This window comes from Sphaerotilus uruguayifluvii (assembly GCF_013294065.1).
GTDB classification, from domain to species: Bacteria; Pseudomonadota; Gammaproteobacteria; order Burkholderiales; family Burkholderiaceae_C; genus Sphaerotilus; species Sphaerotilus uruguayifluvii.
On the sequence record NZ_JABSNM010000023.1, the window covers coordinates 39,946 to 66,804 of the forward strand.

A 26,859-nucleotide genomic window follows, 5' to 3' on the forward strand; every position below is an offset into this window, starting at 1 on the left:
TCGACAAGGAGCCCATGTTGCCGTTCACCCGACGAAGCGTCTGCGCCGGAGCCCTCGGCCTGGGTCTGGGCGGCTGCCGCGTCATGCCGCAGCCGCTCGATCCGCAGTCTCACGGCGAAGCCCTGAAGAAGGCCCTGGACGAAGTCATTGCCGGCGAGGAACCGGTCCGGGGACCGATCGGGCTGTACGAGGCGATGGCGCGCTCGATCAAGTACAACCTGGACCATCGCATCGAGATCCTCGACGAGATCCTGCGCGCGCGCGAACTCGACCTGAAGGGCTACGACCAGCTGCCGCAGCTGGTGGCCACCACCACCGCCGCGATGCGCAGCAACGACGCGGGCGGACGCAGCCGCTCGCTGCTGACCGGCCTGGAATCCGCCGACGGCTCGACCTCGACCGAGAAGCGCACGCTGGCCAGCGACCTGACCCTGAGCTGGGACGTGCTCGACTTCGGCCTGTCCTACGTGCGCGCCCGCCAGGGGGCCGACGAGACGCTGATCTCGCTGGAGCGCCGCCGCAAGGTCATCAACCGCATCATCGAGGACGTGCGCACCGCCTACTGGCGTGCGGTCAGCGCCGACCGCACGCTCTCGCGCCTGGGCAACGTCAACGCGCTGGCCATCCAGGCGGTGCGCGAGTCGCAGTCGCTGGAGGAGCGCCGCGTCGTCGCGCCGCTGCAGGCGCTGGGCTTCCAGCGCGACCTGCTGCAGATCCAGGCCGACGTGGCCAAGCTGCAGCGCGAGCTGGTGCTGGCCAAGCGCCAGCTCGCCGCGCTGATGAACCTGCTGCCGGAGAAGGACTACACGCTGGTGCTGCCGGACCGGACCGAATCGGTGCCGGAGCTGCCGGGCAGCACGACCGAGATGATCCGCACCGCGCTGCAGCTGCGCCCGGAGCTGCGCGAGGGCGCCTACCGCATCCGCATCAGCGAGCATGAGCTCGACGCGATCCTGGTGCAGAACCTGCCCAGCGTGCGCGGCGCGCTCGGCCTGAACGCCGACGGCAACCGCTATCTGGAGAACGGCAGCTGGATCAGCACCAGCGCCCGCGCGAGCTGGAACCTGCTCAACGTCTTCCGCTATCCCGCGGTCAAGCGCACCGTGCAGGCCCAGGGCGATGTGCTGCGCCAGCGCCAGCTCGCGCTGACGATGGCGGTGCTGACCCAGGTCGGCGTGGCCCGGGTGCGCTTCACCCAGGTCGGCCGGGAGCTGGCCCTGGCCCGGCGCCAGCAGCTGGTCCAGGAGCGCATCCTGGCGATGACCCGCGCCGGCGCCGAGGCGCGCACCATCAGCCGCCAGCAGCTGGTGCGCGAGGAAATGGCCGCGGTGCTGGCGGAGATCCGCTTCGACCTGGCCTATGCCGACATGCAGAACGCCTATGCCAACCTGTACGCCTCGATCGGCGCCGACACCATCACGCCGGAGATCACCGGCCGGGAGGATGTCGGCACGCTGGCGGCCGCGCTCGAGAAGCTGTGGCGCTCGCGGGCCTCGGACGTGCTGGACTGAACCGACCTGACCGGATTGCCCGACATGATCCCGATGTCCCGACTCTCCGTGGCCACGCTGCTGCTGACCGCCTGCCTGGGCACCGCGACCGCCCAGACGCCCGGTGCGGCCACGGCCGGCAGCAGCGCGCCGATCCGCGGCGTCGTGCGCGCCGGCGCCGAGGCCACGCTGACCTCCCGGCTGGCCGCGCGCATCGCCGCGATGCCGCGCCAGGAGGGCGAATCCTTCCGCAAGGGCGAGATGCTGGTGCAGTTCGAGTGCGATCGCCCGCAGGCCGAGCTGCGTTCGGCCCAGGCCCTGCTGCAGGTGCAGCGCCGCCAGCTCGATGCCCAGACCGAGCTGGAGAAGTTCGGCGCCACCGGCAAGACCGAGGTCGATGTGGCGCGCGCCCAGGCCGACAAGGCGCGCGCCGACGTCGATGCGCTGCAGGCGCAGCTGCGCGACTGCGCCATCAGCGCGCCCTTCGCCGGCCGGGTGGTCGAGCGGCTGGCGCGCTCGCACGAGGGCGTGGCGGTCAGCCAGCCGCTGCTGCGCATCCAGGACACCAGCGCGCTCGAGCTCGACCTGATCGTGCCGTCGAACTGGCTGGTCTGGCTGCAACCCGGCACCCGATTCGCCTTCCGCGTCGACGAGACGCAGCAGACGATCGACGCGGCGGTGCACCGGCTCGGCGCCGCGGTCGACCCGGTCAGCCGCACGGTGCGCATCGTCGCGCGCTTTCGCGGCGACGCGCAGCGGGTGCTGCCCGGCATGAGCGGCACCGCCGCGCTGGCCCCACCGGCGGCATCGGCCGCTCCAGCCCGGCCATGAGCACCGCACCGGCCGCGCTGCGGCTGCTGCAGCTCGAGGCGGAGGTCCGTCGGCTCGAGAGCGAGACCGCGCTGCTGCACCACCTGGCCAACACCCTGGCACCGCTGGTGCCGCACGGGCAGGCCTGGGTGCTGCGCGAGAGCGGACGAGGCCGGCGCATGCAGGTGGTGACCGTCTCCGGCCTGCCTGTCGTCGAGCGCGCCGCGCCGCTGGTGCGCGGCATCGAGGCGCGGGTGCGCCACGGGCTGGTGGTCGAGGGCTGGAGCGGCCCGGTCGCGCTGGCGCTTGATCCCGAACCGGCGGCGCTGGCCGGCGGCCTCGAGGGCCTGGCGCTGCGCCAGGCGGCCTGGATGCCGCTGCCCGACCGCGACGGCCAAGTGCGTGCCGGTGCGCTCTTCCTGCGCGAGACCGCCTTCGAGCCTGCCGCGCTGACGCTGCTGGGCCGGCTCGGCGAGACCTATGCCCATGCCTGGCGTGCATTGCCGACCGATCGCAGCCTTGCGCTGGGCTGGCGCCGCGGCCGGCTGCAGGGCGTGGCGGCGCTGGCGGCGGCCGGCGCGCTGCTGGCCTGGCCGGTGCGGCTGACGGTGATCGCACCGGCGGAGATCGTCGCCGAGGCCCCGCTGGTGGTGACCGCGCCGCTGGCCGGCGTGATCCGCCGCATCGGCCCCGACCCGGACAGCCGGGTCGAGACCGGCGCGCTGCTGGTGCAGTTCGAGGACCTGCCGCTGCGCCACGAGATGCTGATCGAGCGCCAGAAGCTGGCGGTCGCCCAGGCGCGCGTCAGCCGGCTCGGCGCGGCCGCCTTCCGTGATCCGCAGGCCGCGCACGAGCTGGCGATCGCGCGGGCCGAGCTGGATCTGGCCGAGGCCGGCGCCCGCCATGCCGCCGAGACGCTGGAGCGCACCCGCATCACCGCGCCGCGGGCCGGGCTGGTGCTGTACGCCGACCGGCGCGAGCTCGAGGGCCGGCCGGTCGCGGTCGGACAGGACATCCTGCAGCTGGCCGATCCGGCGCGGGTGCGGCTGCGCATCGACCTGCCGGTCGGCAGCACGATGGCGCTCGAGCGCGACGCGGAGGTGCGCTGGCTGTCCGAGGATGCGCCGGCCGGCGGACGCCGCGCCCGGCTCGAGACGATCGGCTTCCAGCCGGTGGTGCGGCCGGGCGGCGAGCTGGTGCAGGTGCTGCAGGCACGGCTCGACGAGGGCGGCGCGCTGCCGCGCATCGGTGCGCGCGGCAGCGCGCAGCTGCACGGCCCGCGCGTTCCGCTGGCCTGGCAGCTGCTGCGCCGGCCGATCGCGGCGCTGCGTCAGGCCGTCGGCTGGTGAGCGCGATGGAGACGCCGCTGCCCGCGCTGCGCCAGGAGCTGCGGCTGGAACCCGGCGCGCCCAGGCCGGACGGCACGCCGGGCTGGACGATCCATGATCCGGTGCAGCACGCGCATTTCGAGATCGATGCGCTCGACATGCGGCTGCTGGCGGCCTGGTCGCAGGACACGCCGGCCTCGCTGCTGCGCCGGCTCGAGGCCAGTGCGCCGGATCTTCCGCACGGCCCGGCGCTGCAGTCGCACCTGATGGCGCTGATCGGCTTCCTGCGCGAGCACCATCTGGTACGGGCCGGCACGGCCGCCGAGGCCGCCGCGCTGGCCGGACAGGCGCTCGCGCGCCGGCCCACGCCGCTGCAGTGGCTGGCCAGCCGGCACCTGTCGCTCCAGATTCCGCTGCTGCGCCCTTCGGCCTGGCTGGAGCGCACGCTGCCGGCGGTGGCCTGGCTGGGCTCCCCGGCCGCGCGACTGGCCTGGATGCTGCTGACGCTGCTGGGGCTGGCGCTGCTGAGCCGCCAGTGGGACCGCTTCATCGGCACCGTGCCGGAGCTGTTCACGCCCGGCGGGCTGCTGCTGTCGGCCGGCGTGATCGTCGTCACCAAGGTGCTGCACGAGCTCGGCCATGCCTGGGTCGCCACCGCCCAGGGCTGCCGCGTCACGTCGATGGGCGTGACGGTCATGCTCGGCGTGCCGATGCTGCACACCGACACCTCGGAGGCCTGGCGCCTGCCCTCGCGCCGGCAGCGGCTGTGGATCGATGCCGCCGGCGTGCTGGTCGAGACCGCGCTGGCCGGCCTGGCGACGCTGGCCTGGACGGTGCTGCCCGACGGCGCGCTGCGCGATGCGGCCTTCGTGCTGGCGACGACGACCTGGCTGCTGACGCTGGCGGTCAACCTCAATCCGCTCGGCCGCTTCGACGGCTACTACTTCCTGTCGGACGCGCTCGGCCTGCCCAACCTGCAGCCGCGTGCCTTCGCGCTGGCGCAGTGGTGGATCGAGACACGCATGCTCGGCCACGCGAGCGCGGCGCCGGAGGCCGTCTCGGGCCGCCGTCTGGCGCTGCTGCTGGCCTTCGCGGCGCTGACCTGGCTGTACCGGATGGCGCTGGGGCTGGCGGCGGCGCTGCTGGTCTATCACCTGGTGTTCCAGGCTCTGGGCGTGCTGCTGGGCCTGGCCGAGGCATGGCTGCTGATGCTGCGCCCGATCGTGCGCTGGGCGCGTGCCGGACGCGAACGCGGCCTGTGGCGCACCCGGCGCACGCGCATGCGCCTGCTCGGTGGCGGCGCGCTGCTGCTGGCGCTGCTGGCGCTGCCGCTGGACCGCCATGTCGAGGCGCCGGTGCTGCTTGCACCGGCCCGGCAGGCCCCGCTGCATGCGCCCGAGCCCGCCCGGCTCGAGCAGATCGCGATCCGCGCCGGCCGCCGGGTCGTCGCCGGCGAGCTGCTGATGCGGCTGTCGGTTCCGTCGATGGCGATCGACGCGACCCGCGCGCGCATCGCGCTGCAGCGCGACGAGGACCGGCTCGCGCGTGGCGTGGCCGACACGCTCGACCTGGGCCAGCGCCAGGTGCTCGAGCAGCAGATCGCCGAGAACCGTGCGCTGCTGCAGGCACTGGACGCGCGCCGCCAGGCGCTGGAGCTGCGCGCGCCGCAGGACGGCGTGATCGTCGACCTGCCCGACAGCCTGCAGCCCGGCGACTGGATCGCGCCGGAGCGCGAGCTCGGCCGCATCGTCGACACCGCCCGCGCCGACGCCCAGGGCCATGTGCCGCAGGACCAGGCCTGGCGGCTGCGCCCCGGCGCGGCGGCCCGCTTCGTCGCCGACGATCCGGACCGGCTGGCGCGCACGCTGCGGCTGGTCGCGCTGGCCGACAGCGCCAGCGAGCAGATCGACCTGCGCGCGCTCGACGCCCGCCATGGCGGCCGGATCGCGACCCGCGACGACCGGCTCGGCCGGCCGGTGCCGGTGCGCGCCTGGCAGCGCGTGGTGCTGGAGCCTCAGGACGGCGCGGCGCCGGCGCTGCCGCTGCGCGGCGTGGCCTGGATCGAGGCCGAGCCGGTCAGCCTGGCCGGCGAGATCGCCCGGCGGCTGCAGCGGCTGCTGCTCGACGAGCTGGCGCGCTGAGCGGCATGCCCGGCACCGGCGTCAGCGGATGATGCCCGCCTGCCGGGCGGCGGCCTGCACCGGGTCGTAGGCCTCGGGCGGCGCCAGCACGAAGCGGCGCGTCTGCAGCCCCTTCAGGATGTCGCGCCCGCCCGACACCGCCTCGAGCGCCAGGAAGGCCGAGGCGATCCAGTTGCGCGTGTTCTCGGGAAAGTCCGAGCGCACGCTCAGGTGGCGGTCGGCGAAGGGTGCGGTCGTCAGCAGCACGCGGAACTGGCGCTCGTCGATCTTCTTCTCGGCGATCAGGCGCTCCCAGGTCGCCTGGCCGATCGCGCCGGCATCCGCCTGGCCGGACTGCAGCGGCTGCAGCGCCGCCTCCTCGGAGGTCGCATGGGGGGCGGCCTTCAGGTCGTGCGCCGGATCGATCCTGGCGGCGGCCAGCGCCGCACGCGGCATCAGGTAGCTGGTCGGGCTGGTCGCCGGGCCGAAGCTGAGCGTGCGCCCCTTCAGGTCCTGCGGCTTGCGCAGCGGCGAGTCGGCGCGCACGACGATCAGCGCGCGGGTGCGCGCGTCCTCGTCGCGCTGCACCAGCGGCACGACCGACGGACTCTGCACCAGCAGCCCGGCCGAGATCCAGGCCATGTCGACCTTGCCCGCGCCCAGACCGTTCATCAGCAGCGCATCGGTGCGGAACGGCACCCACTGCACCTTCATCTTCAGGCGCTTGGCGAGGTACTCGTTGAGCGGCGCATAGCGCTCGGCCTGCAGCTCGGGCGCCGCGCCGTCGTTGGAGGCGCTGACGCGCAGCACGCCCTGGGCGGCCGCCAGCGTCGTCGCGCCGGCCAGCACCAGCGCGACCGACCAGCGCAGAGGAGAGGTCGTCTTCTTCATGTGAACAGATTCCCGTGTGCAGATTCATCAGATTCTGCCGGGACTCGGGGCTGGCGCCCAGATCCGCGCACGGCTCCGCCCCACCCCATGAAGGGGGGCCGCGTCAGCCGTGGTGCTGGAAGCGCAGCCCGAGCCGCGCGGCGGTGACGACCGCCTCGGTGCGCGAGCCCACGCCGAGCTTGCGGAACAGCGCCAGCAGGTGCGTCTTGATGGTGGACTCGGCCAGGTCGAGCTCGCGGCAGATGATCTTGTTCGACTGCCCGGCCGTCAGCAGCCGCAGCACGTCGACCTGGCGCGGCGACAGGCCGAGCCGGTCGATGATCTCGGCGTTGCGCTCATGCTGCGGCACGACCGGCGCGGCCGGCGCGGGCGTCGGCGCCACCGCGTTGTAGACCGCCGGCGGCAGGTAGATGCCGCCGCCCAGCACCACGCGCAGCGCGCTCTCGACGCCGCCGCCGCGGGTGGTCTTCGGGATGAAGCCGGCCGCGCCCTCGTTGAGCGCGGCGATCATCGTGTCGGCATCGTCGGTGGCCGACATCACCACGATGGTCAGCTCGTCGGACACCACGCGCAGCTGGCGCAGCGTCGACAGGCCCTGGCTGTCGGACACGCCCAGGTCGAGCAGCACCAGCTCGATGTCGGGCTCGGCCTGCAGCCGCTCGACCGCCTCGCGCACGCCCCCGGCCTCGCGCATCTCCACCTCGGGGAATCGGGCGGCCAGCAGCATCATCAGGCCGGAGCGGAACAGCGCGTGATCGTCGACGAGGAGAGCCTTCATGCAGCAGCGGGAGTGACCGGATCGTCCGACACTATAGCCAAGCCGGCCTGCACGGAACTTGCCGAGGCCGTGCCGGCCGTCACGCCGGAGGTGACAGCGCCGCGGCGGCCTCGGTCAGCCGGCGGCAGCCGGTCAGCGCCATGGCGATCTCCAGCTCGTCGCGCAGCAGGCGCAGCATGTGCGCCACGCCCTGCGCGCCGGCCACCGCCAGCGCGTGGACCTGCGGCCGCCCCACCAGCACCGCACGCGCCCCCAGGCCGAGCGCCTTGAGCACGTCGGTGCCACGGCGGATGCCGCCATCGACCAGCACCGGCAGCCCGTCGACGGCCGCGACGATGCGCGGCAGCAGCTCGGCGGTGGCCGGCACGGTGTCGAGCGTGCGCCCGCCGTGGTTGGAGACGATCAGGCCGGCCGCACCCGCCTCGCGCGCCAGCCGCGCGTCGTCCGGATGCGTGATGCCCTTGAGCAGCACTGGCAGCCGGGTGTGGCCGACCAGCCAGGCCACGTCGACCCAGGTCGGCATGCCCGCCAGCAGGCCGTCGAAGAGCGCGCTCTGGCCGGGCTGCAGCGCCGGCGAGGGCGGCCGGCGCAGGCCCTCCAGGTGCACCGCGCGCACGCCCGGCGGCAGCCGGAAGCCGGCGCGGCGCTCGCGGTCGCGCGCGCCGCTGACGGGGGCGTCCACCGTCAGCACCAGCGCCTCGCAGCCGGCGGCCTCGGCGCGGCGCACCAGCGCCAGCGTGAAGTCGCGGTCCGGCTGGATGTAGAGCTGGAACCACAGCGGGCCGGCGTCGGGGTCGCCGCGAAAGGCGCGCGCCACCGCCTCGACCGGCACGCTCGACTGGGTGCTGAGCACCATGCCGGCCTGCAGCGCGGCGGCGGCGTGGGCGGTGGCCAGCTCGCCGTCGGGGTGCGCCAGCTGCTGGAAGGCCACCGGCGCGAGCAGCACAGGATGCGCCAGCGTGCGCCCGAGCAGCTCGACGCGGGTGTGCGCCCCGGTCATCGGGCGCAGCACCCGCGACTGCAGCCGGATCTGCTGCCAGGCGCGCAGGTTGGCCGAGAGCGTCAGCTCGTCGGCCGCGCCGCCGTCGAAATAGGCCCGCGCCTGCGCATCGAGCCGCTCGGCGGCCGCAGCGGCGTAGTCGGGCAAGGCGACCGGCAGCGCCGCGCTCATGCCGCGCCCCTCACGGCTGCTCGGGCTGGCTGACGAAGCCGATCTTGCTCAGGCCGGCCTTGGAAGCATCGGCCAGCGTCTGCGCGACATGGCGGTAGGGCACGTCCTGGTCGGCGCGCAGGTGGATTTCCGGCTGCACCGGCTTGAGCCCCTCGGCCTGGAAGCGCGCGGCGGCCTCCTCGCGGCTGAGGCGCTCGCCGTTCCAGTAGCGCTGGCCCTGGGCGTCGATGGCGAACTCGATCTTGTCGGCCACCACGACATGCTCCTGGCTGGTGGCCTGAGGCAGCTGCAGCTTGACGGAATGCGTCAGCAGCGGCGCGGTGACGATGAAGATCACCAGCAGCACCAGCATCACGTCGATGAGCGGCACCATGTTGATCTCCGACACCGGGGCGCCGGAGGACTGTCGGTCGAAACTGGCGAAGGCCATGGCTTGATCTCCCGGATCGTTCGCGGCGGTCGGGTGGTCAGGCGGCGGCCGGACGCAGCGGACGCACGGCCGTGCCATCGCCGCCGCGGTCGCGGCCGCTGTCGGCCAGCGTCGAGCCGGTCGACAGGAAGGTCAGCAGCTCGAAGGCGAAGGCGTCGAGCCGGGCGTTGAGCACCCGGTTGCCGCGGTTGAAGGCGTTGTAGGCCACCACCGCCGGAATCGCCACCGCCAGGCCGATGCCGGTCATGATCAGCGCCTCGCCCACCGGGCCGGCGACCTTGTCCAGCGTGCCCGCGCCGCTCATGCCGATGGCCAGGAGCGCGTGGTAGACGCCCCAGACGGTGCCGAACAGGCCCACGAAGGGGGCGGTGGCGCCGACGGTGGCCAGCAGCGTCAGGCCGTTCTCCAGCCGGGTGGTCTCCTCGTCGAGCACCTTCTTGATGGTGCGGGTGACGAATTCCTGGCCGGTGCCGGCCTCCTGCAGCTTGGCCGCGCCGTAGCGGGCGTGGTGGGCCTGGGCCTGGATGGCGTGCGCGGCCAGGTGGCCGAAGGGATCCTGGGCGCCGTGGGTGCGGATCTCGGCGTCGACCTCGTCGAGCGAGCGGGCGTTCCAGAAGAAGTCGAGGAACTTCTCGCTGCGGCGGCCGCGGACGAACTGCGACAGGCCCTTGATCAGGATCAGCGCCCAGGAGGCCACCGACATCAGCACCAGCAGGCCCAGCAGCGTCTTGCCGACCGCGTCCGACTGGGAAAGGAAATGGCCGAAGCCCATGATGGTTTCTCCTCGGGGGAAAGCGTGGAAGGCGGAAAGGAAGGTGTTCATTCCTCGAGCTCGAACGCGAGCGGCATCGCGATCCAGAACTCGAAGGGCACGCCGTTCTCGGTGCGCGGCCGGACGCGCGCGCTCATCGCCGCGCGCAGCGCCGCCTGGTCGAGGCGGGCGTGGCCCGAGGAGCGCTGCAGCGCCACCTGCTTCGGCGCGCCGCGGGTGTCGATCAGCGCACGCACGATGACCGTGCCCTCCTCGCGCAGGCGGCGGGCCGCCAGCGGGTACTCGATGTCGGGCACCCGCACCCAGTCGCTGTCGGTCAGCACCACGGTGCGCGGCGCGGCAGGCGCCGGGGCCGGCGCGACGGCCGGCGCCGGGGGCGCGGGCGGGGCCGGCGGCTGCGGGGGCGCGACCGGGGCGGCCGGCGCGGGCGGCTCGGGCGGAGGCGGCGGCGCGGTGAAGGCCGGCTGCGGCGAGGGCAGCGGTGGCGGCTTGGCCGCCAGCACCGGTGCGGGTGGCTGCGGCGTCTTCGGCCGCGGCGCGGGGGGCGGCGGCGGTCGGGGCGCCTCGGGCGTCGGCGCGATCAGCTCGACCTGGATCGGCAGCACGTCGGCCGCGGCCTCGCGCACTGCAGGCACCTGCAGCAGCGTCCAGCCGGCGAGCAGGTGTGCGCCCAGCATCGTGCCGACCAGCGCGCGGCGCGCGCCCGGCCCGAGCGCCTCCGGCGAGCCGCTGCCCGCGATCAGCGGCGGCCGCGGTGCCGACGGAAGAGATGCGGTGGTATCCATCGTTCAGGTATCCGCCCACAGGCGCAGCAGGTTGTGGTACGTGCCGGTCAGGCCGACCACGCCGACGTCGGTCTCGCCGACCGTGCCGCGCAGGTGCATCAGGTGGCGGTCCATGTCGTGGAGCAGGCGGCGCTGCTCGTCGCTGCGCACCAGGCTCTCGACCCAGAAGAAGCTGGCGACGCGGTGGCCGCGCGTCACCGGCTCGACCCGGTGCACGCTGGTGCCGGGATAGACGACCATGTCGCCGGCGGCCAGCTTGACGCGCTGCTCGCCGTAGGTGTCGTCGATCACCAGCTCGCCGCCGTCGTAGTCGGCCGGATCGCTCAGGAACAGCGTGCACGAGACGTCCGAGCGCACCCGCTCGCCGCTGCGCGCATGCATCACCGCGCCGTCGACATGCCGGCCGTAGAAGTTCGACGCGCCGCCGTAGCGGTTGAACAGCGGCGGCAGCACCCGCTTGGGCAGCACCGCCGAGAAGAAGTGCGCGTCGCGCTGCAGCGCCTGCAGCACCAGGGCCTGCAGCCGCATCGACTCGGGGCTGTCCTGCGCGAGCTGCTCGTTGTTCTTGTGCTGCACGGCCTGACCGCCGGCGCTGCCGCGTCCGTCACGCCAGGGCGCCTGCGGTCCGAGCAGCGCCCGGGCCTCCTTCAGCTCGGCCGGATTCAGGACCTGACGGATGCGGATCAGCATGATGGCGCCAGGATCAGAGCGAGGCCTTGAGCGTCAGCTGCACGCTGCGGGCCGCGCCCGGCGTGTAGAAGCCGCGGTACAGCGCGTCGGCGTACAGCTTGTTCGTCAGGTTCGAGACGTTCAGGCGGGTGCTCCAGCGCTCGCTGAAGGTGTACTCGGCCATCGCGTCGACCGTGGTGAAGGCCGCGGCGGTGACGTGGCGTGCGCCTTCCGGGTTCTGCTCGCCGCGATAGTTCAGGCCACCGCCGATGCGCAGCTTCGGCAGCACGCGCCAGGTCGTCCACAGGCTGGCGCTGTGCTTCGGGGTCAGGCCCGGACGGTCGCCCTGGACCTGCGCACCGGTGCCGGTGGCCGCCAGCGCGACGTTGCTGCTGTCGATGCGGGCGAACGGGATCCAGGTGTGGTTGTAGAAGATGTCCCAGTCCGAGTTGATGCGCCCGGCCAGGTTGAACTCCATGCCGGTCGCATGGCGCTTGCCCGAGAGCAGCTGCTGGGTCGAGGCGCTGTCCGGATCGGTGTTGCGCTCGTTGTACTTCTCGGAGCGGAACAGCGCCACGCCCAGATTGGCACGCTGCTGGAACAGGTCCCACTTGGCGCCGATCTCGAGGTTGCGGCTCTTCTCGGCGGGGGTGTTGGCGTCCTTCGAGCTCGGCGCGCCGACGGCGTACTGGTAGGTGTCGCCCGAGGTGTTGAACGAGGTGCCGTACGAGACGTAGTACGAGCTGTTCTCGTCGGGCTGGTACATGCTGCCCAGGCGCGGGCTCCACAGGTTGTCGGTGCGCGAGAAGCTGGCGCCGGCGGCCGTGCGGTAGTCGGCCGAGAAGTGGTCCAGGCGCAGGCCGCCGAGCAGCTTGAGCGTGGGGCTCAGGCTGACCGTGTCCTGGGCGTAGGTGCCCAGCGTGCGGGCGTGGAAGGTGTTGAGCGCCGGCGTGCCGCGGGTGTCTGCGCGCCAGTCACCGTCGTTGGGCGTGCCCACGGTGGTGGTCAGGCCGCTGGCGGTGCCGGCGAAGTTGTTGTTGCGCTTGGCGCTCTCGTCGAGGATGTCGACGCCGGCCAGCAGCTCGTGGCGCAGGCCCAGCGCCTCGAAGCGGTCGCTGTAGTCGCTCTGCAGTGCACCGATCGTGCTGTTGGCGTAGCGGCCCTTGGGCGTGCGGGTGATGAGCGTGCTGTCGCTCAGGTTCGACAGCGTGGTGGTGGCGCCGTTGGTCGTGCCGAAGCGGATCGCACTCACCCAGATGTCGCGCTCGTAGCGGCCGACGCGGGCGGTGGTCTTCAGCTCGGCGCCGTCGGCGAAGCGGTGCAGGTGGCTCAGCGTGGCGGAGCTCACGCGGCCGCGGCTGTAGTCGCTGGCCAGGCCGTAGTAGTTGTCGGCCGGCAGCACCGGGATGATGGTGCCGGTCGTGCCGTTGCTCAGGAACCAGGGGTGGTTGTAGTTGGGGCGGTTGTCGTACTCGAGGTGGTAGCCGCTCAGCGTGAGCTCGTCGGCGGTGCCGATGCCCCAGCGGTAGGCCGCCGACAGGCCCTTCTTGTCGACCGTGGCGCCGTTGTTGTCGGCCTTGTGCACCATCGCGTTGACGCGCAGCGCCTCGTCCTCGCCGGTCTTGAAGTTGAAGTCGCCGGTGAAGCGGCGCTCGTTGCCGGTGCCCAGCGTGACGCTCGCCTCGTGCTGCGTCATGCCGAAGGGCTGCTTGGTGACCTGGTTGACCACGCCGCCGGTCGAGCCGCGGCCGAACAGCATCGACGCCGAGCCCTTGAGCACCTCGATGCGGTCCTTGTCGAAGGTGTCGCGCTCGTACAGCGCCGAGTCGCGCAGGCCGTCGACGTAGATGTCACCCGCCTGCTGCAACGAGAAGCCGCGCAGGCGCACGTCCTCCTCGCCCGTCTCGCCGGCCAGGAAGGTGACGCCGGCGGTGCTGCGCAGCACGTCCTTGAAGTCGTCGAGGTTGCGGTCGTCCATCAGCCGCTCGGTCAGCACGGTGACCGACTGCGGAATGTCGCGCAGCGCCTGGCGGCCCTTGCCGATCGAGGTGGTCGTCGCCTTCAGGCTGTCCTTGCCCTGCTCCGCCTCCTTCCTGCCCTTGACGGTGATCTTGCGCAGCGTCGAGACCTCGACCGGCGCGGATCCGACCTCCGCGGCAGCCGCCTGGGCGACGGCCTGGGGGGCGATGCAGGCCAGACCGAAGCCGGCGGCCAGCGCACCCAGCGGCAGGACCGGGTTCAGCGAACGGAAAACGGGCGCCACAGGGGCGTGGGCTGCAGCCAGGGCAGCGCGGGAGCGACGACGAGCCATGTCGGAATCCTTGGGAGAGATCGCGGGAGAGATCGCGACGATCTGCCTGGCTCCGGGCTGGGTGTCGTCATTGACTCAATGATAACGATTCTTATTAAGATCGAATAGCCCGATGTGCATGCTGCGTGTGGGCTGCCCGCAACAAGCGCCAACCGACCGCGGCTACTTCGTCAGGATCAGCTTGCCGAGCGCGGTCACGCGCAGGCGGTAGAGCATGCCCTCGTGCTCGATCTCCACCTCGCGGCCCTGACCGAGCAGGTCGCGGCTCGACAGACGCGGCAGGTCGACACCGCGATCGTCGCCGGAAGCGCCGGCGGGCCGGGCTTCGGCAGGATCCACGGGCAAGGACGGGGGAAGGACAGAGTGGTTCATGCATGGATGCTAATAAGAACAATTCTTGTATGCAAGCAAGAAACAGGCTCCCCGCACATTCGCTTTCCTGCATCATCCCGGCCAATGAATAGTCAAAGACTATCTGAAACAAAAAAACAGTCAATTGGCACTATGAACTCAGGCCGCCTAAGATTCATCCCGTCGACGCAGCCTTCTGCGTCCAGACGCCAAGACGATCCATCAACCCAGCTCGAGGAGCGCGATCCATGTCCCTGATCAACACCCCGGTCCAGCCGTTCAAGACCACCGCCTTCGTCAACCGCGCCGGCAAGGGCGAGTTCATCGAGGTCACCGAAGAGAGCCTGAAGGGCAAGTGGTCGGTCCTGATCTTCATGCCGGCGGCCTTCACCTTCAACTGCCCGACCGAGATCGAGGACGCCGCCGACAACTACGCCGCCTTCCAGGCCGCCGGCGCCGAGGTCTACATCGTCACGACCGACACCCACTTCTCGCACAAGGTGTGGCACGAGACCTCGCCGGCGGTCGGCAAGGCCACGTTCCCGCTGGTGGGCGATCCGACCCACACGCTGACCAACGCCTTCGGCGTGCACATCCCGGAAGAAGGCCTGGCGCTGCGCGGCACCTTCGTGATCAATCCGGAAGGCGTGATCAAGACCGCCGAGATCCACTCGAACGAGATCGCCCGCGACGTGTCGGAGACCCTGCGCAAGCTGAAGGCCGCCCAGTTCACCGCCGCCAACCCCGGCCAGGTCTGCCCGGCCAAGTGGAAGGAAGGCGCCGCCACCCTGGCCCCGTCGCTGGACCTGGTCGGCAAGATCTGACGATCTGCCCCTGCCGACCGGCCCCGCCGCCGGTCGGACCCCGCCGCCGCCCTCCCCCGCGGCGGCGCGGACCGGGCAGACCCGGCGGATTCCTGCCGACCCGTTCATCCTCGTCTGCCCGGGACGCCGACCCCTGATCTTCCTCAGCCCCGGACCCGAAGGACTGCGCTCGAATGAGCCCAGCCCTTCCGGCCTGACACGCCCGTCCCCGACCCACCTCTCAAGGAGCACCCACCATGCTGGACAGCAACCTCAAGACCGCACTGAAGGGCTACCTCGAGCGCCTGGTGCAGCCGATCGAGATCGTCACCTTCGCCGACGACGGCGAGAACTCGCGCCAGATGCTCGAGCTGGTCGCCGACATCGCCTCGGTCGCGCCGGCCGGCCGCCTGAGCGTGCGCAGCGGCTCGACCGCCGGCGAGCGCCTGCCCTCCTTCCAGATCACGCGGACCGGCGCCGACACCGGCGTGCGCTTCGCCGGCCTGCCGATGGGCCACGAGTTCACCTCGCTGGTGCTGGCGCTGCTGCAGACCAGCGGCTATCCCGCCAAGGTCGAGGCCGACCTGATCGAGCAGATCAAGGCGCTCGAGCCGGCCAAGGAGCTGGTCTTCGAGACCTACATGTCCCTGACCTGCCACAACTGCCCGGACGTGGTGCAGGCGATCAACCTGATGGCGGCGCTGAACCCGAAGATCCGCCACACGACCGTCGAAGGCTCGATGTTCCAGGCCGAGGTCGAGTCGCGCCAGATCATGGGCGTGCCGTGCGTGTTCCTGAACGGCGAGATGTTCGCCAGCGGCCGCATGGAGCTCGGCGAGATCCTCGCCAGGATCGACACCGGCGCGGCCGACCGCGAGGCCCGCAAGCTCTCAAGCAAGGACGCGTTCGACGTGCTGGTGGTCGGCGGCGGCCCGGCCGGCGCGGCCGCGGCCATCTATGCGGCGCGCAAGGGCATCCGCACCGGCGTGGCGGCCGAGCGCTTCGGCGGCCAGGTGCTCGACACGCTCGGCATCGAGAACTTCATCTCGGTCAAGGAGACCGAGGGGCCGAAGCTGGCCGCGGCGCTCGAGCAGCACGTCAAGGAATACGACGTCGACATCATGAACCTGCAGCGCGCCACCGCCCTGGTGCCGGCGGCCGCGCCGGGCGGCCTGATCGAGGTCAAGCTCGAGAACGGTGCGAGCCTGCGCAGCAAGACGGTGATCATCTCGACCGGCGCACGCTGGCGCTCGATGAACGTGCCCGGCGAGATGGAATACCGCACCAAGGGCGTGGCCTACTGCCCGCACTGCGACGGCCCGCTCTTCAAGGGCAAGCGCGTCGCGGTGATCGGCGGCGGCAACTCGGGCGTCGAGGCGGCCATCGACCTGGCCGGCATCGTGGCGCATGTGACGCTGATCGAGTTCGACTCGAAGCTGCGCGCCGACGCGGTGCTGCAGACCAAGCTGCGCAGCCTGCCCAACGTCACCATCCTGATGTCGGCGCAGACCACCGAGGTGCACGGCGACGGCCAGAAGGTCAACGGCCTGTCCTACAAGGACCGCATCAGCGGCGAGCTGCACAGGGTCGACCTGGAGGGCATCTTCGTGCAGATCGGCCTGCTGCCCAACAGCGACTGGCTCAAGGGCACGGTCGAGCTGAGCCCGCGCGGCGAGGTCATCGTCGACGACCGCGGCCAGACCTCGGTGCCGGGCGTGTTCGCCGCCGGCGACGTGACCACGGTGCCCTACAAGCAGATCATCATCGCGATGGGCGAAGGCGCGAAGGCCTCGCTGGGCGCCTTCGACCACCTGATCCGCACGAGCGTGGCCGGCTGAGGCCGGCCACGGGACGCTTCGCCGGAATCAGCCGGCGAAGCGCGAGAACACCAGCGTCGCGTTGGTGCCGCCGAAGCCGAAGCTGTTCGACATCACGGTGTCGACGCGGCCGTCGCGGCGCTCGCGCAGGATCGGCAGGCCTTCGGCGGCCGGGTCCAGCGTCTCGATGTGGGCCGAGGCGGCCAGGAAGTCGTTCTGCAGCATCAGCAGCGAGTAGATCGCCTCCTGCACGCCCGCCGCGCCCAGCGAGTGGCCGGTGATCGACTTGGTCGAGCTGATGAAGGGCACCTCGTCGCCGAAGACCTGGCGCACCGCGCCCAGCTCGGCCAGATCGCCCACCGGGGTGGAGGTGCCGTGCGCGTTGATGTAGTCGATCGGCGTCTTCACCGTCGACATCGCCTGCTGCATGCAGCGCATCGCACCCTCGCCCGACGGAGCCACCATGTCGTGGCCGTCGGAGGTGGCGCCGAAGCCCACCAGCTCGGCCAGGATGGTGGCGCCGCGCGCCTGCGCGTGCTCCAGCGATTCGAGCACCAGCATGCCGCCGCCGCCGGCGATGACGAAGCCGTCACGGCTGGCATCGAAGGCGCGCGAGGCGGTGGTGCCCGGCTCGTTGTACTTCGAGGACATCGCGCCCATCGCGTCGAACAGCAGCGACAGCTCCCAGCTCTCCTCCTCGCCGCCGCCGGCGAAGACCACGTCCTGGTTGCCCCAGGCGATCAGCTGCGCGGCGTGGCCGATGCAGTGCGCGCTGGTGGCGCAGGCCGAGGTGATCGAGTAGTTGACGCCCTTGATGCCGAACGGGGTAGCGAGACACGCCGAGACCGTGCTGCCCATCGTGCGGGTGACCATGAAGGGGCCGACGCGCTTGATGCCCTTGGCGCGCAGCGTGTCGGCGGCCCAGACCTGGTTCAGGCTGGACGCCCCGCCTGAGCCGGCGACCAGGCCGGTGCGCGGGTTGGAGACCTGCTCCGGGGTCAGGCCCGACTGAGCGATGGCCTGCTGCATCGACAGGAAGGCGTAGGACGCGGCGTCGCCCTGGAAGCGCAGGTCGCGGCGGTCGATCGCCGCCGCGAGGTCGAGATCCGGGCGGCCGCTGACCTGCGAGCGCATGCCCTTTTCCGCATAGACCGGGTTGAACTTCAGGCCGCTGCGCGCCTCGCGCAGGCTGGCGGTGACTTCCTCGGCGTTGTTGCCGATGCTGGAGACGATGCCCAGGCCGGTGACGACGACACGACGCATGATCAGAAGTCCTGGGTCGAGGTGAACAGGCCGACCTTCAGGTCGGTGGCGGAATAGATCTCGCGGCCGTCGACGAACATCTGGCCGTCGGCGATGCCCATGACCAGCTTGCGCTCGATGACGCGCTTGAGGTGCAGGCGGTAGGTGACCTTCTGCGCGGTCGGCAGCACCTGGCCGAAGAACTTGACCTCGCCGGAGCCCAGCGCACGCCCGCGCCCCGGGTTGCCACGCCAGCCCAGCCAGAAGCCGACCAGTTGCCACATCGCGTCCAGGCCCAGGCAGCCGGGCATGACCGGATCGCCCTCGAAGTGGCAGCCGAAGAACCACAGGTCGGGGTTGATGTCGAGTTCGGCCTCGATCAGGCCCTTGCCGTGGTTGCCGCCGGTGTCGTCGATGCGGGTGATGCGGTCCATCATCAGCATGTTGGGCAGCGGCAGACGCGCGTTGCCCGGACCGAACAGCTCGCCGCGGCCGCAGGCCAGCAGCTCTTCGCGGCTGTAGGCGTGACGACCCAGTTCTCGCTGGCTGGTGATCGGGGGGGCAGAAGTCATGGTGGGGTCGGTGGAGCGGGTCATCGGACTCTTCCCTGGGAAGGAAGAGAGAGGGAATCGGTGCGGACGATCCGGCGCCGCCGGACCTCGCAAAGTTCCCGATCTTATTACGCCCGCTGCCGGCCGACCTGACACCCGGCTCCGGGTGGGGTCCCGGAGCGGGTCTGGGAAGGCGGGGAAAGGATCGTGCCGGACTCAGGCCGCGCTGTCGGCGGCCGCCTTGCGCAGGATCGTGTACAGCTGGTCCTTCAGGTGCAGCTTCTCCTTCTTCAGCGTCTCGACCTCCTCGTGGGTGCCGCCGACGATGTGCGCCTCCATGTTCTTGATCTGCTGGTCGAGCTCGTTGTGGCGGTCGAACAGGTTCGTGAAGTGGTGATCGCTGGTCTTGAGCTGGGTGATCAGGTCGCGGTATTCGGGAAACATCGTTCAGGCTCCTGGTTCGTCTGGCAGACCGTTCGGACCGCCTCGGTGGGGACAGCCTCAATCTACGCCGCGTGCGCGCCGCCAAACTCGATCCAGGTCAAGGTCGGCGCAGGTCGTGCGGAACGGGAGCGGTGCGCAGGGGCGGATCGACCTGAGACAATCCGCGCCATGCTGCAATTCGACCTCCTCGCCACCGAGGGCCACGCCCGCCGCGGCCGCCTCACGCTCAACCATGGCGTCATCCAGACGCCGATCTTCATGCCGGTCGGCACCTACGGCACCGTCAAGGGCGTGATGCCCCGCGACCTCGAGGCGATGGGCGCGCAGATCATCCTGGGCAACACCTTCCACCTGTGGATGCGCCCCGGGCTGGACGTGATGAAGCAGTTCGGCGGCCTGCACAGGTTCGAGAACTGGTCCAAGCCGATCCTGACCGACTCGGGCGGCTTCCAGGTCTGGTCCTTGGGCGACATGCGCAAGATCAGCGAGGAAGGCGTGAAGTTCGCGTCGCCCGTCAACGGCGACAAGCTCTTCATGACGCCCGAGGTCTCGATGCAGATCCAGACGGTGCTGAACTCCGACATCGTCATGCAGTTCGACGAGTGCACGCCCTACTGGCAGGGCGCCAAGGGCTCGGGCCACATCACCAGCGAGAAGGAAGCGCGCAGCTCGATGGAGCTGTCGATGCGCTGGGCCAAGCGCTCGAAGGCCGAGTTCGAGCGCCTGGGCAATCCGAACGCGCTCTTCGGCATCGTGCAGGGCGGCATGTTCGAGAACCTGCGCGAGGAGTCGCTCGCCGGCCTGGTCGAGATGGACTTCCCCGGCTACGCGGTGGGCGGCGTCTCGGTGGGCGAGCCCAAGGACGAGATGCTGCGCATCATGAACCACACGCCGCACCGGCTGCCGGCCCACAAGCCGCGCTACCTGATGGGCGTGGGCACGCCGGAGGATCTGGTCGACGGCGTCGCCGCCGGCGTGGACATGTTCGACTGCGTCATGCCGACCCGCAACGCGCGCAACGGCCACATGTTCACCCGCTTCGGCGACCTGAAGATCCGCAACGCCCGCCACCGCACCGACGAGCGCCCGCTCGACGAGACCTGCGGCTGCCACACCTGCCAGAACTTCAGCCGCGCCTACCTGCACCACCTCGACCGCTGCGGCGAGATGCTCGGCCCGATGCTCACCAGCATCCACAACCTGCACTACTACCTGAACCTGATGCAGGAAGTGCGCGATGCGCTCGACGCCGGCCGCTTCGAGGCCTTCCGCGCCCAGTTCAAGGCCGACCGCGCCCGCGGCGTCTGAGCATGAGCGACGCACACGCCGCCCTCGAGGCCGATCTGGCCGCGCTGGCCGCCGCGCTCGGGCGGCCGCTGCCGGCCGACTACCTGGCGCTGCAGCGCGCGCCCGGCGCGGTTCCGGGGCCCTTCGGCGCGCATGAATGGCTGCGTCCGGCCGCGGCCCTGGCGCAGTGGCGCCTCAACGAGGAACTGCACGGCAGCGGCACTCTGCGCGCGCGGCCGGTCGCGGCGGACGCGGGCGTGCGGGCGCTGGCCTGGCATCCGGGCTGGCTGCCGCTGACGCATGACGGCGCCGGCACCCTGGCGGTGCTCGACCTCGATCCGGCCGAGGGCGGACAGCCCGGTCAGGTCGTGCTGGCCGATGCGGAGGGCGGGCGGCGGCGCCGGCTGGGCGCAAGCCTGGCCGACTGGCTGGCGCAGCCCGGCGCCGGACTGGCCTGAGTCAGGGCCGCAGGCGCAGGCGCACCTGCGCGTCCAGCGAGGCCATGAAGGCCTCGACCGCGTCGGTGTAGTCGCCCGGCAGGCCGAGGTCGGCATCGATGCGCGCGTGCGGCAGCGGCTCCTCGCGCACCACGACCCGCCCGCCCAGCGCCTGTGCCCGCTCGGCGAAGGACCGCGCGGCCGCGCAGGACTCGGCGCGCAGCGTCGAGCACACCAGCAGCATCGGCACCGGCCGGCCGTTCAGGCGCTGCAGCGGCGACAGCCGACGCCAGCCCGCCGGATCGTCGCCGAAGGCCGCGTCATGCAGCCGCAGGTGCGGGCCCTGCATCAGCGACACGACGTCGAGCGCGGCGCTGTCGAGCGAGACATTGCCCAGCCAGGGCCGTGCGCCCTGCGCCCGCGCCAGGGCCGGATCGGCGCCGAGCAGGTCGACCAGATGCGCGCCGGACGAATGGCCCATCAGGATGAAGCGCGAGGCCTGCGCGCCCCAGCGCCCGGCCATGCCCTGCGCGAAGGCCAGCGCCCGTGCCACGTCGGCGGCCTGCGTCAGCACGTCGGCCTGCGGCAGCAGCCGGTGGTTGACCGAGACGACGACGAAGCCGCGCCGCACCCAGCGCAGCACCTTCAGGTCGATCAGCGCCGCGGCCGCCTTGTCGCCGCCGCGCCAGGCGCCGCCATGCACCAGCACGATCACCGGCGCGCCGTCGCGCGCACGCTCGCGCTCGGCATCGCGGCCGGCGTCGCGGTCGCGCCCCGAGGGCAGGTAGACATCGAGCCGCTGCAGCCGGTCGCTGCCGTAGGGCAGATCGCGCAGCACCTGCACCTCGGCCGGGAAGCGCTGCCGGCTCGGCGCGGCCTCGGCGCCGCGGCCGTCGTCGTCGGACTCCTGCACCGGCGGGGCCGGCTGCGCCGACAGCGCCGGCGCGGCCAGCATCAGCAGGCCGGAGAGCAGCGCGCAGGCCAGCGCGGCCGCGCGGCGCGACGGATCGACGTTCGGCTCAGGCATCGCCCGCGTCATGCTCAGGTGGCGAGCAGCTCGTCGAGCACCTCGATCCAGTGCCGGACCGGCGTCGGCGTGCCGCTCTGCAGGTGCTGGATGCAGCCGATGTTGCCCGAGACGATCAGCGGGGCCTCGCGCGCGGCCAGGGCCTCGAGCTTGCGGTCGCGCAGCCGGTAGGCGATGTCGGGCTGCAGCACCGAGTAGGTGCCGGCCGAACCGCAGCACAGCGCCGCGTCCATCAGCGGCAGCCGCACGTCGAAGCCGATCGCGCCCAGCGCCGCCTCGACCTGGCCGCGCAGCTGCTGGCCGTGCTGCAGCGAGCACGGCGGGTGGTAGGCCAGCACGCCGCTGGCGCGCCGGTGGCCGAGCGCCGACTTCAGCGGACCGACCAGGCCGGGCAGCAGCTCGGCCAGGTCGCGCGCCGTCGCGCTGATGCGGTGCGCCTTGTCGGCGTAGTCGGGATCGTGCGCCAGCGCGCGGCCGTAGTCCTTGACCGAGACACCGCAGCCGGAGGCGTTGACGACGATGGCCTCGACCGGCTCCAGTCCGCCCAGGCCCTCGACCTGCGGCCACCAGGCGTCGATGTTGCGGCGCATGTCGGCCAGCGCCCCCTCGTGGTCGCCGAGGTGGTCGCGCACCGCGCCGCAGCAGCCGGCCTCGTCCGACACCAGCGTCTGGATGCCGCAGGCGTCGAGCACGCGGGCGGTGGCGCTGTTGATGTTGGGCGCCAGCGTCGGCTGCACGCAGCCCAGCAGCATCAGCACCTTGCGGCCGTGCTGGCGCGTCGGCCAGCGCTGCGCATGCGCCTGCGCCTTCGCGCTGGGCTTCGGCGGCACCTTGTTCTTGATCATCGCCGGCAGCAGCGCGCGCACGTTCTGGCCCGCACGCAGCGCCGGACCGAAGCTCGGCGAGGTCATGCCCTCGCGCAGCATCCAGCGCACGCCGCGCTCGGTGCGGCTGCGCTCGACCTTCTGGTCGACGATGCGCCGGCCGATCTCGAGCAGATCGGCGTACTCGACGCCCGACGGGCAGGTGGTCTCGCAGCTGCGGCAGGTCAGGCAGCGGTCGAGGTGCTCCTGGGTGCGGCGCGTGGGCGTCGCGCCCTCCATCACCTGCTTGATCAGGTAGATGCGCCCGCGCGGGCCGTCGAGCTCGTCGCCGAGCAGCTGGTAGGTCGGGCAGGTCGCGGTGCAGAAGCCGCAGTGCACGCAGCGGCGCAGGATCTCCTCGGCGCGCTCGCCGTCGGGGGTGTCCTGGAATTCGGGGGCCAGATGGGTCTGCATGCGTCTCAGAGCCCCGGATAGAGGCGGCCGGGGTTGAACACGCCGTCGGGATCGAAGGCCTGCTTCAGTTCCTGGTGGATGCGGTCGAGCGGCGCCTTCAGCGGCGCGAACACGCCCAGGCCGCTCGACGAGACCGCCTTGTCGCGGGCGCGGAACAGCGTCGCGTGGCCGCCCAGCGAGCTGGCGATCTGGCGCACCCGCGCCGCCGGCTCGCGCGTGACCCACCAGCGCTGCGCCCCGCCCCACTCGATCAGCTGCTCGCCGGGCAGCGGCACCGGCGGCGCCCCGGCCGGCAGCGACAGCCGCCACAGCGCCGCGCCATCGGCCAGCGAGCGCCGGGCCTCGACGAAGAACTCGTCGGTCTGGTCACGCATGCCCAGCCAGAAGCGCTGCGCCAGCGCGTTGTCGATCGGCTCGCCGCCCATCTTCTGGTTCGCCGAGGCCACCGCCGCGGTCGCGCCGGCCAGGCGCACCACCAGCGCGCCCTGCCACCAGGCGGTGGCGTTGATCGGCAGCGGCTGGCCGGCCCAGCGCTGCATCAGGTCGAGCGCCTCGCCCTCGGAGCAGTCGAAGCGCAGCGTGCTGATGTAGGACGGCACCGGCATGACCTTCAGCGAGACCTCGCAGATCACGCCCAGGATGCCCAGCGAGCCGGTGACCATGCGCGCGACGTCGTAGCCGGCGACGTTCTTCATCACCTGGCCGCCGAAGCTCAGCACCTCGGCCTTGCCGGTGAGCATGGTCAGGCCGAGCACGTAGTCGCGCACGCCGCCCACCGCCGCGCGCGACGGCCCGGCCAGGCCGGTGGCGACCATGCCGCCGATCGTGCCGCCACGCTGGCCGGGGCGCTCGATGTCGGGGTAGCGCGGCGGCTCGAAGGCCAGGTACTGGTTGCGCCGCGCCAGCTCGGCCTCGACCTCGGCGATCGGCGTGCCGGCGCGCGCGGTGATGACCAGCTCGCTGGGCTCGTAGCGGGTGATGCCGGTCAGGCCGCGCACGTCGAGCAGCCGCCCCTGGATCGGCTCGCCGTAGAAGGACTTGGTGCCGCTGCCGCGGATCGCCAGCGTGCCGCGCGCCTCGCGGGCGACGCGGACCCGTTCGATCAGGCTGTCGAGTGCCTTGATGCTCATGGGAGGTGTGTTCTGTGTTCTTCGGTTCGTCGTCGTGCGTGCCGCGGCCGGACCCGGCTCAGAAGCGCGGCAGCTCGCTGAAGGGCAGCAGCCCGCGGCGCACATGCATCTTGCCGTATTCGGCACAGCGGTGCAGCGTCGGGATCGCCTTGCCCGGATTGAGCAGGCCGGGCCGGTCGAAGGCGTGCTTGACCGCGATCATCATCGAGAGCTCCTCCGGCGCGAACTGCACGCACATCGAGTTCAGCTTCTCGACGCCCACGCCATGCTCGCCGGTGACGGTGCCGCCCATCTCGACGCTGACCTCGAGGATCTCGGCGCCGAAGGCCTCGGCGCGGCGCAGCTGGTCGGGATCGTTGGCATCGAAGAGGATCAGCGGATGCAGGTTGCCGTCGCCGGCGTGGAAGACGTTGCAGCAGCGCAGGCCGTGCTTTTCCTCCATCGCGGCGATCGCGCGCAGCATGTCGGCCAGGCGACGGCGCGGGATGGTCGAATCCATGCACATGTAGTCGGGGCTGATGCGCCCGGAGGCCGGAAAGGCGTTCTTGCGGCCGGACCAGAACTTCAGGCGCTGCGCCTCGTCGCGGCTGACCTCGATGCCGCTGGCGCCGCAGCGCGTCAGCACCTCGGTCATGCGGCCGATCTCCTCCTCGACCTCCTCGGGCGTGCCGTCGCTCTCGCACAGCAGGATCGCGGCCGCATCCAGGTCGTAGCCGGCATGCACGAAGTCCTCGACCGCGGCGGTCATCGGCTTGTCCATCATTTCCAAGCCGGCCGGAATGATGCCGCTGGCGATGATCTCGGCCACCGCCTCGCCGGCGGACTCGACGGTGGGAAAGCTCGCCATGATGCAGCGCGCCAGCTGCGGGCGCGGGATCAGCCGCACCACCACCTCGGTGACGACCGCGAGCATCCCTTCGCTGCCGATGACCACGCTCAGCAGGTCCAGCCCCGGCGCATCCAGCGACAGGCCGCCGAACTCGACCGCCTCGCCGTCGATGGTGAAGCCGCGCACCTTCAGCACGTTGTGCAGCGTCAGGCCGTACTTCAGGCAGTGCACGCCGCCGGAGTTCTCGGCGACGTTGCCGCCGATGGTGCAGGCGATCTGGCTCGACGGGTCCGGCGCGTAGTACAGGCCGTGGGGCGCGGCCGCCTCGCTGATGGCGAGGTTGCGCACGCCGCACTGCACGATGGCGATGCGCTCGCGCGGATCGACCTTCAGGATGCGGTTGAACCTCGCCAGCGACAGCGTCAGGCCCTCGCGGTGCGGCATCGCGCCGCCGGACAGGCCGGTGCCAGCGCCGCGCGCCACCACCGGCACCGACAGCTCGCGGCAGGCCTTGAGCACCGCGGCGACCTGCTCCTCGGTCTCGGGCAGCGCCACCGCCAGCGGCCGCTCGCGGTAGGCGCTCAGACCGTCGCACTCGTAGGGAACGGTGTCCTCGGTCTGCCACAGCAGCGCGTGCGCCGGCAGCAGGCCACCCAGCGCCGAGACCAGGCGCTGCTGGCGCTCGCGACGGACGGACGGGGACTCGGCGACATCGGCGGGATGCACGCTGCCGTCGGCCGGGCCGGAGGCCAGCGCGTCGTGCGGCAGGGGGGCATTCATCGGGACATTTCTCCCATTTCTCCAGCAGGAACAGGCGGCTCGCATGAGCCGCCAGGCAACGGGGCGCACTTTACGGGCTCGGGGGCCGGCTTTTGCGTCCTCGGGCTCAATATTGCACGAAGACGGTCAGAACTCCCGTGTACCCGAACAGATGGTGGCGGGCGATCTCGCCGCCGGCGAAGAAACCGGCCAGAGGCACGTCGCCGAGCGCATGGCGCACGATCTGCAGCTCGGCCGAGGGTCCGCCGAAATGCGGCCCGCCGCGGCCGGAGCAGCTGACGTAGATCGCGCCGAGAATGCGCCCGGGCGGACTGCCGTCCTCCGGACAGAGCTCCTCGCGGATCTCGGCGCAGATGCGCATCAGGTCGCGGCGCGCCGCCTCGACGTCGCGCCGGCAGAAGGTCAGCGCCATGCCCGGCGCGACCTGGTCGGCGATCGCCACCGCCGAGCGCATCGGATCGAGCCCGATCAGGTGGCGCACCCGGGTGTCGTCCCCGAACTGGCCGCGCGCCAGCACGTCGTCGCCGGCATCGGTCAGCCCGACCAGCGTCGAGCGCAGCCGCGGCACCGCCTCGCGCGGATGGCTCAGGTCGATGCCGAGGTCGTCGAGCAGGCACTGCAGCGCGCTCTGGCCGTCGAGCTTCAGCACGATGTTGTCCTGCGCCGCCTCGACCCGGCGCACCGGCCCGACCGGCTGGCAGCCCTGGGTGACACGCGACAGCAGCGCGACCCGCGAGGTGAAGGCCACGCCGGAAATGCCGCCCTCGTACAGCCCGGCCGGCGCCGGCAGCCCGGCCGGCAGCACCGGCAGGCAGAACTGCACGCCGCGCCGGCGCGAGGCGGTCAGCCCGCCGAACAGGTAGCCGCTGGTGGTGCGCGTCGACAGCTCGGCGATCAGCTCGCCGATGTCGGGCGTGGCGCCATCGGCATGGACCAGCGCGGCCTGCAGGTCGTCGCGCAGCAGCGGGCGCTCGCCGCTGAACAGCTCGAAGCTGCCCGGCGGCAGCTCGGCGAGCATCAGCACCAGCGCCGGCTCGTCGAAGTACTCGACGCCGCTGGCGGCCACGCCGATGCCGACCGCGCCGACCCAGGGCACGCCGGGCCAGCGCAGGCGCAGCTCCTCGAGCAGGTCCTCGGCCCGGTCGGCGTAGTGGTCGGTGATGTAGATGAAGCCCAGCGGCGCATGCCGGCCGCGGTCGACCGGCGCACGCGAGGCGCGCTGCGCATCCAGCTGCGCAGCGGCCAGCGCCAGCGCCATCGTCGCGTCCGGGTGGGTCGCGTGGGCAGTCAGGAAACCGGTCGTCGGCACGCGCGGCGCTTTCCTCGGCG

Annotated in this window: 25 protein-coding genes; 8 read left to right on the top strand and 17 right to left on the bottom strand. The window is 71.9% G+C overall.

The genetic code is table 11. The annotated features are described in order from the left end of the window. Nucleotides 1-14: 14 nt before the first annotated feature. From HNQ01_RS19250 to HNQ01_RS19265, 4 genes are read left to right on the top strand one after another with little or no spacing between them, the layout of a single operon-like run. Nucleotides 15-1,511 (top strand): TolC family protein, encoded by a 1,497-nt coding sequence (locus HNQ01_RS19250; protein WP_173807120.1) that lies wholly within the window; start codon nt 15-17, stop codon nt 1,509-1,511. A gap of 33 nt (nt 1,512-1,544) precedes the next feature. After that, on the top strand, nt 1,545-2,321 hold the full coding sequence (locus HNQ01_RS19255; RefSeq protein ID WP_173807121.1) for an efflux RND transporter periplasmic adaptor subunit: 777 nt from the start codon (nt 1,545-1,547) through the stop codon (nt 2,319-2,321). Then, complete coding sequence (locus HNQ01_RS19260) at nt 2,318-3,649, top strand: efflux RND transporter periplasmic adaptor subunit (protein WP_173807122.1); 1,332 nt, start codon at nt 2,318-2,320, stop codon at nt 3,647-3,649. The genes HNQ01_RS19255 and HNQ01_RS19260 overlap by 4 nt, the downstream gene beginning before the upstream one ends. Nucleotides 3,650-3,654: 5 nt before the next feature. Further along, complete coding sequence (locus HNQ01_RS19265; protein ID WP_173807123.1) at nt 3,655-5,769, top strand: site-2 protease family protein; 2,115 nt, start codon at nt 3,655-3,657, stop codon at nt 5,767-5,769. A gap of 21 nt (nt 5,770-5,790) precedes the next feature. On the opposite strand, the gene HNQ01_RS19270 is transcribed toward HNQ01_RS19265, so the two are convergent. From HNQ01_RS19270 to hemP, 9 genes are all read right to left on the bottom strand, one after another. Further along, the gene (locus HNQ01_RS19270; RefSeq protein WP_173807124.1) at nt 5,791-6,639 is read right to left on the bottom strand and encodes a phosphate/phosphite/phosphonate ABC transporter substrate-binding protein; all 849 of its coding nucleotides are present in this window, start codon (nt 6,637-6,639) and stop codon (nt 5,791-5,793) included. Nucleotides 6,640-6,742: 103 nt separating this feature from the next. Beyond that, nucleotides 6,743-7,417, bottom strand: a complete 675-nt coding sequence (locus tag HNQ01_RS19275) for a LuxR C-terminal-related transcriptional regulator (RefSeq protein WP_173807125.1) — start codon at nt 7,415-7,417, stop codon at nt 6,743-6,745. Nucleotides 7,418-7,496: 79 nt separating this feature from the next. Next, nucleotides 7,497-8,588 carry an alpha-hydroxy acid oxidase gene (locus HNQ01_RS19280; RefSeq protein WP_173807126.1) on the bottom strand — a complete coding sequence of 364 codons (1,092 nt, stop codon included), beginning with the start codon at nt 8,586-8,588 and terminating at the stop codon, nt 7,497-7,499. A 10-nt stretch (nt 8,589-8,598) separates the two neighbouring features. Then, a complete protein-coding gene (locus HNQ01_RS19285) occupies nt 8,599-9,018 on the bottom strand; it encodes an ExbD/TolR family protein (protein ID WP_173807127.1) in 420 nt (139 codons plus the stop codon). A 37-nt stretch (nt 9,019-9,055) separates the two neighbouring features. Next, nucleotides 9,056-9,841 carry a MotA/TolQ/ExbB proton channel family protein gene (locus HNQ01_RS19290; protein ID WP_286180989.1) on the bottom strand — a complete coding sequence of 262 codons (786 nt, stop codon included), beginning with the start codon at nt 9,839-9,841 and terminating at the stop codon, nt 9,056-9,058. Beyond that, the gene (locus tag HNQ01_RS19295) at nt 9,838-10,575 is read right to left on the bottom strand and encodes an energy transducer TonB (RefSeq protein ID WP_173807128.1); all 738 of its coding nucleotides are present in this window, start codon (nt 10,573-10,575) and stop codon (nt 9,838-9,840) included. The genes HNQ01_RS19290 and HNQ01_RS19295 overlap by 4 nt, the downstream gene beginning before the upstream one ends. A 3-nt stretch (nt 10,576-10,578) precedes the next feature. Next, nucleotides 10,579-11,265: a Fe2+-dependent dioxygenase gene (locus HNQ01_RS19300; RefSeq protein ID WP_173807129.1), complete on the bottom strand. Its 687-nt coding sequence runs from the start codon at nt 11,263-11,265 to the stop codon at nt 10,579-10,581. Nucleotides 11,266-11,278: 13 nt separating this feature from the next. Then, nucleotides 11,279-13,555, bottom strand: a complete 2,277-nt coding sequence (locus HNQ01_RS19305) for a TonB-dependent receptor (protein ID WP_173807130.1) — start codon at nt 13,553-13,555, stop codon at nt 11,279-11,281. A 162-nt stretch (nt 13,556-13,717) separates the two neighbouring features. Continuing rightward, nucleotides 13,718-13,894, bottom strand: coding sequence for a hemin uptake protein HemP (hemP, locus tag HNQ01_RS19310; RefSeq protein ID WP_353621744.1), 177 nt, complete (start codon nt 13,892-13,894; stop codon nt 13,718-13,720). A gap of 260 nt (nt 13,895-14,154) precedes the next feature. Between hemP and ahpC the strand changes: the two genes are divergently transcribed. After that, on the top strand, nt 14,155-14,730 hold the full coding sequence (gene ahpC, locus HNQ01_RS19315) for an alkyl hydroperoxide reductase subunit C (RefSeq protein ID WP_173807132.1): 576 nt from the start codon (nt 14,155-14,157) through the stop codon (nt 14,728-14,730). 236 nt (nt 14,731-14,966) lie between these two features. After that, nucleotides 14,967-16,547, top strand: coding sequence for an alkyl hydroperoxide reductase subunit F (gene ahpF, locus HNQ01_RS19320; RefSeq protein ID WP_173807133.1), 1,581 nt, complete (start codon nt 14,967-14,969; stop codon nt 16,545-16,547). Between the two features lie 27 nt (nt 16,548-16,574). Here the strand turns inward: ahpF and fabB are convergent, their stop codons facing one another. From fabB to HNQ01_RS19335, 3 genes are all read right to left on the bottom strand, one after another. Then, on the bottom strand, nt 16,575-17,789 hold the full coding sequence (fabB, locus tag HNQ01_RS19325) for a beta-ketoacyl-ACP synthase I (protein ID WP_173807134.1): 1,215 nt from the start codon (nt 17,787-17,789) through the stop codon (nt 16,575-16,577). 2 nt (nt 17,790-17,791) lie between these two features. Beyond that, a complete protein-coding gene (gene fabA, locus HNQ01_RS19330; protein ID WP_173807135.1) occupies nt 17,792-18,340 on the bottom strand; it encodes a 3-hydroxyacyl-[acyl-carrier-protein] dehydratase FabA in 549 nt (182 codons plus the stop codon). A gap of 195 nt (nt 18,341-18,535) precedes the next feature. Beyond that, nucleotides 18,536-18,763, bottom strand: coding sequence for an HP1242/YdcH family protein (locus tag HNQ01_RS19335; protein WP_173807136.1), 228 nt, complete (start codon nt 18,761-18,763; stop codon nt 18,536-18,538). A 168-nt stretch (nt 18,764-18,931) separates the two neighbouring features. Between HNQ01_RS19335 and tgt the strand changes: the two genes are divergently transcribed. Together tgt and HNQ01_RS19345 are read left to right on the top strand one after the other, a co-directional pair. Beyond that, entirely contained in the window at nt 18,932-20,071 is a 1,140-nt protein-coding gene (tgt, locus tag HNQ01_RS19340) for a tRNA guanosine(34) transglycosylase Tgt (protein WP_173807137.1), read from the top strand. A gap of 2 nt (nt 20,072-20,073) precedes the next feature. Next, entirely contained in the window at nt 20,074-20,508 is a 435-nt protein-coding gene (locus tag HNQ01_RS19345) for an SMI1/KNR4 family protein (RefSeq protein ID WP_173807138.1), read from the top strand. A gap of 1 nt (nt 20,509) precedes the next feature. Here HNQ01_RS19345 and HNQ01_RS19350 read toward each other — a convergent pair whose 3' ends face one another. The 5 genes from HNQ01_RS19350 to HNQ01_RS19370 all read right to left on the bottom strand — a co-directional run bounded on the left by HNQ01_RS19350 (nt 20,510) and on the right by HNQ01_RS19370 (nt 26,788). Continuing rightward, the gene (locus HNQ01_RS19350; protein ID WP_286180991.1) at nt 20,510-21,514 is read right to left on the bottom strand and encodes an alpha/beta hydrolase; all 1,005 of its coding nucleotides are present in this window, start codon (nt 21,512-21,514) and stop codon (nt 20,510-20,512) included. A gap of 14 nt (nt 21,515-21,528) precedes the next feature. After that, nucleotides 21,529-22,791 (bottom strand): glycolate oxidase subunit GlcF, encoded by a 1,263-nt coding sequence (gene glcF / locus HNQ01_RS19355; RefSeq protein ID WP_173807139.1) that lies wholly within the window; start codon nt 22,789-22,791, stop codon nt 21,529-21,531. 5 nt (nt 22,792-22,796) lie between these two features. Then, on the bottom strand, nt 22,797-23,921 hold the full coding sequence (gene glcE / locus HNQ01_RS19360; RefSeq protein ID WP_173807140.1) for a glycolate oxidase subunit GlcE: 1,125 nt from the start codon (nt 23,919-23,921) through the stop codon (nt 22,797-22,799). A 58-nt stretch (nt 23,922-23,979) separates the two neighbouring features. Continuing rightward, nucleotides 23,980-25,530 (bottom strand): FAD-linked oxidase C-terminal domain-containing protein, encoded by a 1,551-nt coding sequence (locus HNQ01_RS19365; RefSeq protein ID WP_173807141.1) that lies wholly within the window; start codon nt 25,528-25,530, stop codon nt 23,980-23,982. Between the two features lie 106 nt (nt 25,531-25,636). Further along, a complete protein-coding gene (locus HNQ01_RS19370; protein ID WP_173807161.1) occupies nt 25,637-26,788 on the bottom strand; it encodes an FIST signal transduction protein in 1,152 nt (383 codons plus the stop codon). Between the last annotated feature and the right edge of the window lie 71 nt (nt 26,789-26,859).

Excerpts from the sequence above, each read along its gene's own strand:
- HNQ01_RS19295 (WP_173807128.1), bottom strand. The coding sequence starts at position 10,575 with ATGGATACCACCGCATCTCTTCCGTCGGCACCGCGGCCGCCGCTGATC.
- ahpC (WP_173807132.1), top strand. The coding sequence starts at position 14,155 with ATGTCCCTGATCAACACCCCGGTCCAGCCGTTCAAGACCACCGCCTTC.
- HNQ01_RS19250 (WP_173807120.1), top strand. The coding sequence starts at position 15 with ATGTTGCCGTTCACCCGACGAAGCGTCTGCGCCGGAGCCCTCGGCCTG.
- fabA (WP_173807135.1), bottom strand. The coding sequence starts at position 18,340 with ATGACTTCTGCCCCCCCGATCACCAGCCAGCGAGAACTGGGTCGTCAC.
- glcF (WP_173807139.1), bottom strand. The coding sequence starts at position 22,791 with ATGCAGACCCATCTGGCCCCCGAATTCCAGGACACCCCCGACGGCGAG.
- HNQ01_RS19285 (WP_173807127.1), bottom strand. The coding sequence starts at position 9,018 with ATGGCCTTCGCCAGTTTCGACCGACAGTCCTCCGGCGCCCCGGTGTCG.
- glcE (WP_173807140.1), bottom strand. The coding sequence starts at position 23,921 with ATGAGCATCAAGGCACTCGACAGCCTGATCGAACGGGTCCGCGTCGCC.
- HNQ01_RS19365 (WP_173807141.1), bottom strand. The coding sequence starts at position 25,530 with ATGAATGCCCCCCTGCCGCACGACGCGCTGGCCTCCGGCCCGGCCGAC.
- HNQ01_RS19370 (WP_173807161.1), bottom strand. The coding sequence starts at position 26,788 with ATGGCGCTGGCGCTGGCCGCTGCGCAGCTGGATGCGCAGCGCGCCTCG.
- HNQ01_RS19255 (WP_173807121.1), top strand. The coding sequence starts at position 1,545 with ATGTCCCGACTCTCCGTGGCCACGCTGCTGCTGACCGCCTGCCTGGGC.
- HNQ01_RS19260 (WP_173807122.1), top strand. The coding sequence starts at position 2,318 with ATGAGCACCGCACCGGCCGCGCTGCGGCTGCTGCAGCTCGAGGCGGAG.
- HNQ01_RS19280 (WP_173807126.1), bottom strand. The coding sequence starts at position 8,588 with ATGAGCGCGGCGCTGCCGGTCGCCTTGCCCGACTACGCCGCTGCGGCC.
- fabB (WP_173807134.1), bottom strand. The coding sequence starts at position 17,789 with ATGCGTCGTGTCGTCGTCACCGGCCTGGGCATCGTCTCCAGCATCGGC.
- ahpF (WP_173807133.1), top strand. The coding sequence starts at position 14,967 with ATGCTGGACAGCAACCTCAAGACCGCACTGAAGGGCTACCTCGAGCGC.
- HNQ01_RS19300 (WP_173807129.1), bottom strand. The coding sequence starts at position 11,265 with ATGCTGATCCGCATCCGTCAGGTCCTGAATCCGGCCGAGCTGAAGGAG.
- HNQ01_RS19345 (WP_173807138.1), top strand. The coding sequence starts at position 20,074 with ATGAGCGACGCACACGCCGCCCTCGAGGCCGATCTGGCCGCGCTGGCC.
- HNQ01_RS19270 (WP_173807124.1), bottom strand. The coding sequence starts at position 6,639 with ATGAAGAAGACGACCTCTCCTCTGCGCTGGTCGGTCGCGCTGGTGCTG.
- HNQ01_RS19290 (WP_286180989.1), bottom strand. The coding sequence starts at position 9,841 with ATGAACACCTTCCTTTCCGCCTTCCACGCTTTCCCCCGAGGAGAAACC.
- HNQ01_RS19350 (WP_286180991.1), bottom strand. The coding sequence starts at position 21,514 with ATGCCTGAGCCGAACGTCGATCCGTCGCGCCGCGCGGCCGCGCTGGCC.
- HNQ01_RS19305 (WP_173807130.1), bottom strand. The coding sequence starts at position 13,555 with ATGGCTCGTCGTCGCTCCCGCGCTGCCCTGGCTGCAGCCCACGCCCCT.
- HNQ01_RS19335 (WP_173807136.1), bottom strand. The coding sequence starts at position 18,763 with ATGTTTCCCGAATACCGCGACCTGATCACCCAGCTCAAGACCAGCGAT.
- HNQ01_RS19275 (WP_173807125.1), bottom strand. The coding sequence starts at position 7,417 with ATGAAGGCTCTCCTCGTCGACGATCACGCGCTGTTCCGCTCCGGCCTG.
- HNQ01_RS19265 (WP_173807123.1), top strand. The coding sequence starts at position 3,655 with ATGGAGACGCCGCTGCCCGCGCTGCGCCAGGAGCTGCGGCTGGAACCC.
- tgt (WP_173807137.1), top strand. The coding sequence starts at position 18,932 with ATGCTGCAATTCGACCTCCTCGCCACCGAGGGCCACGCCCGCCGCGGC.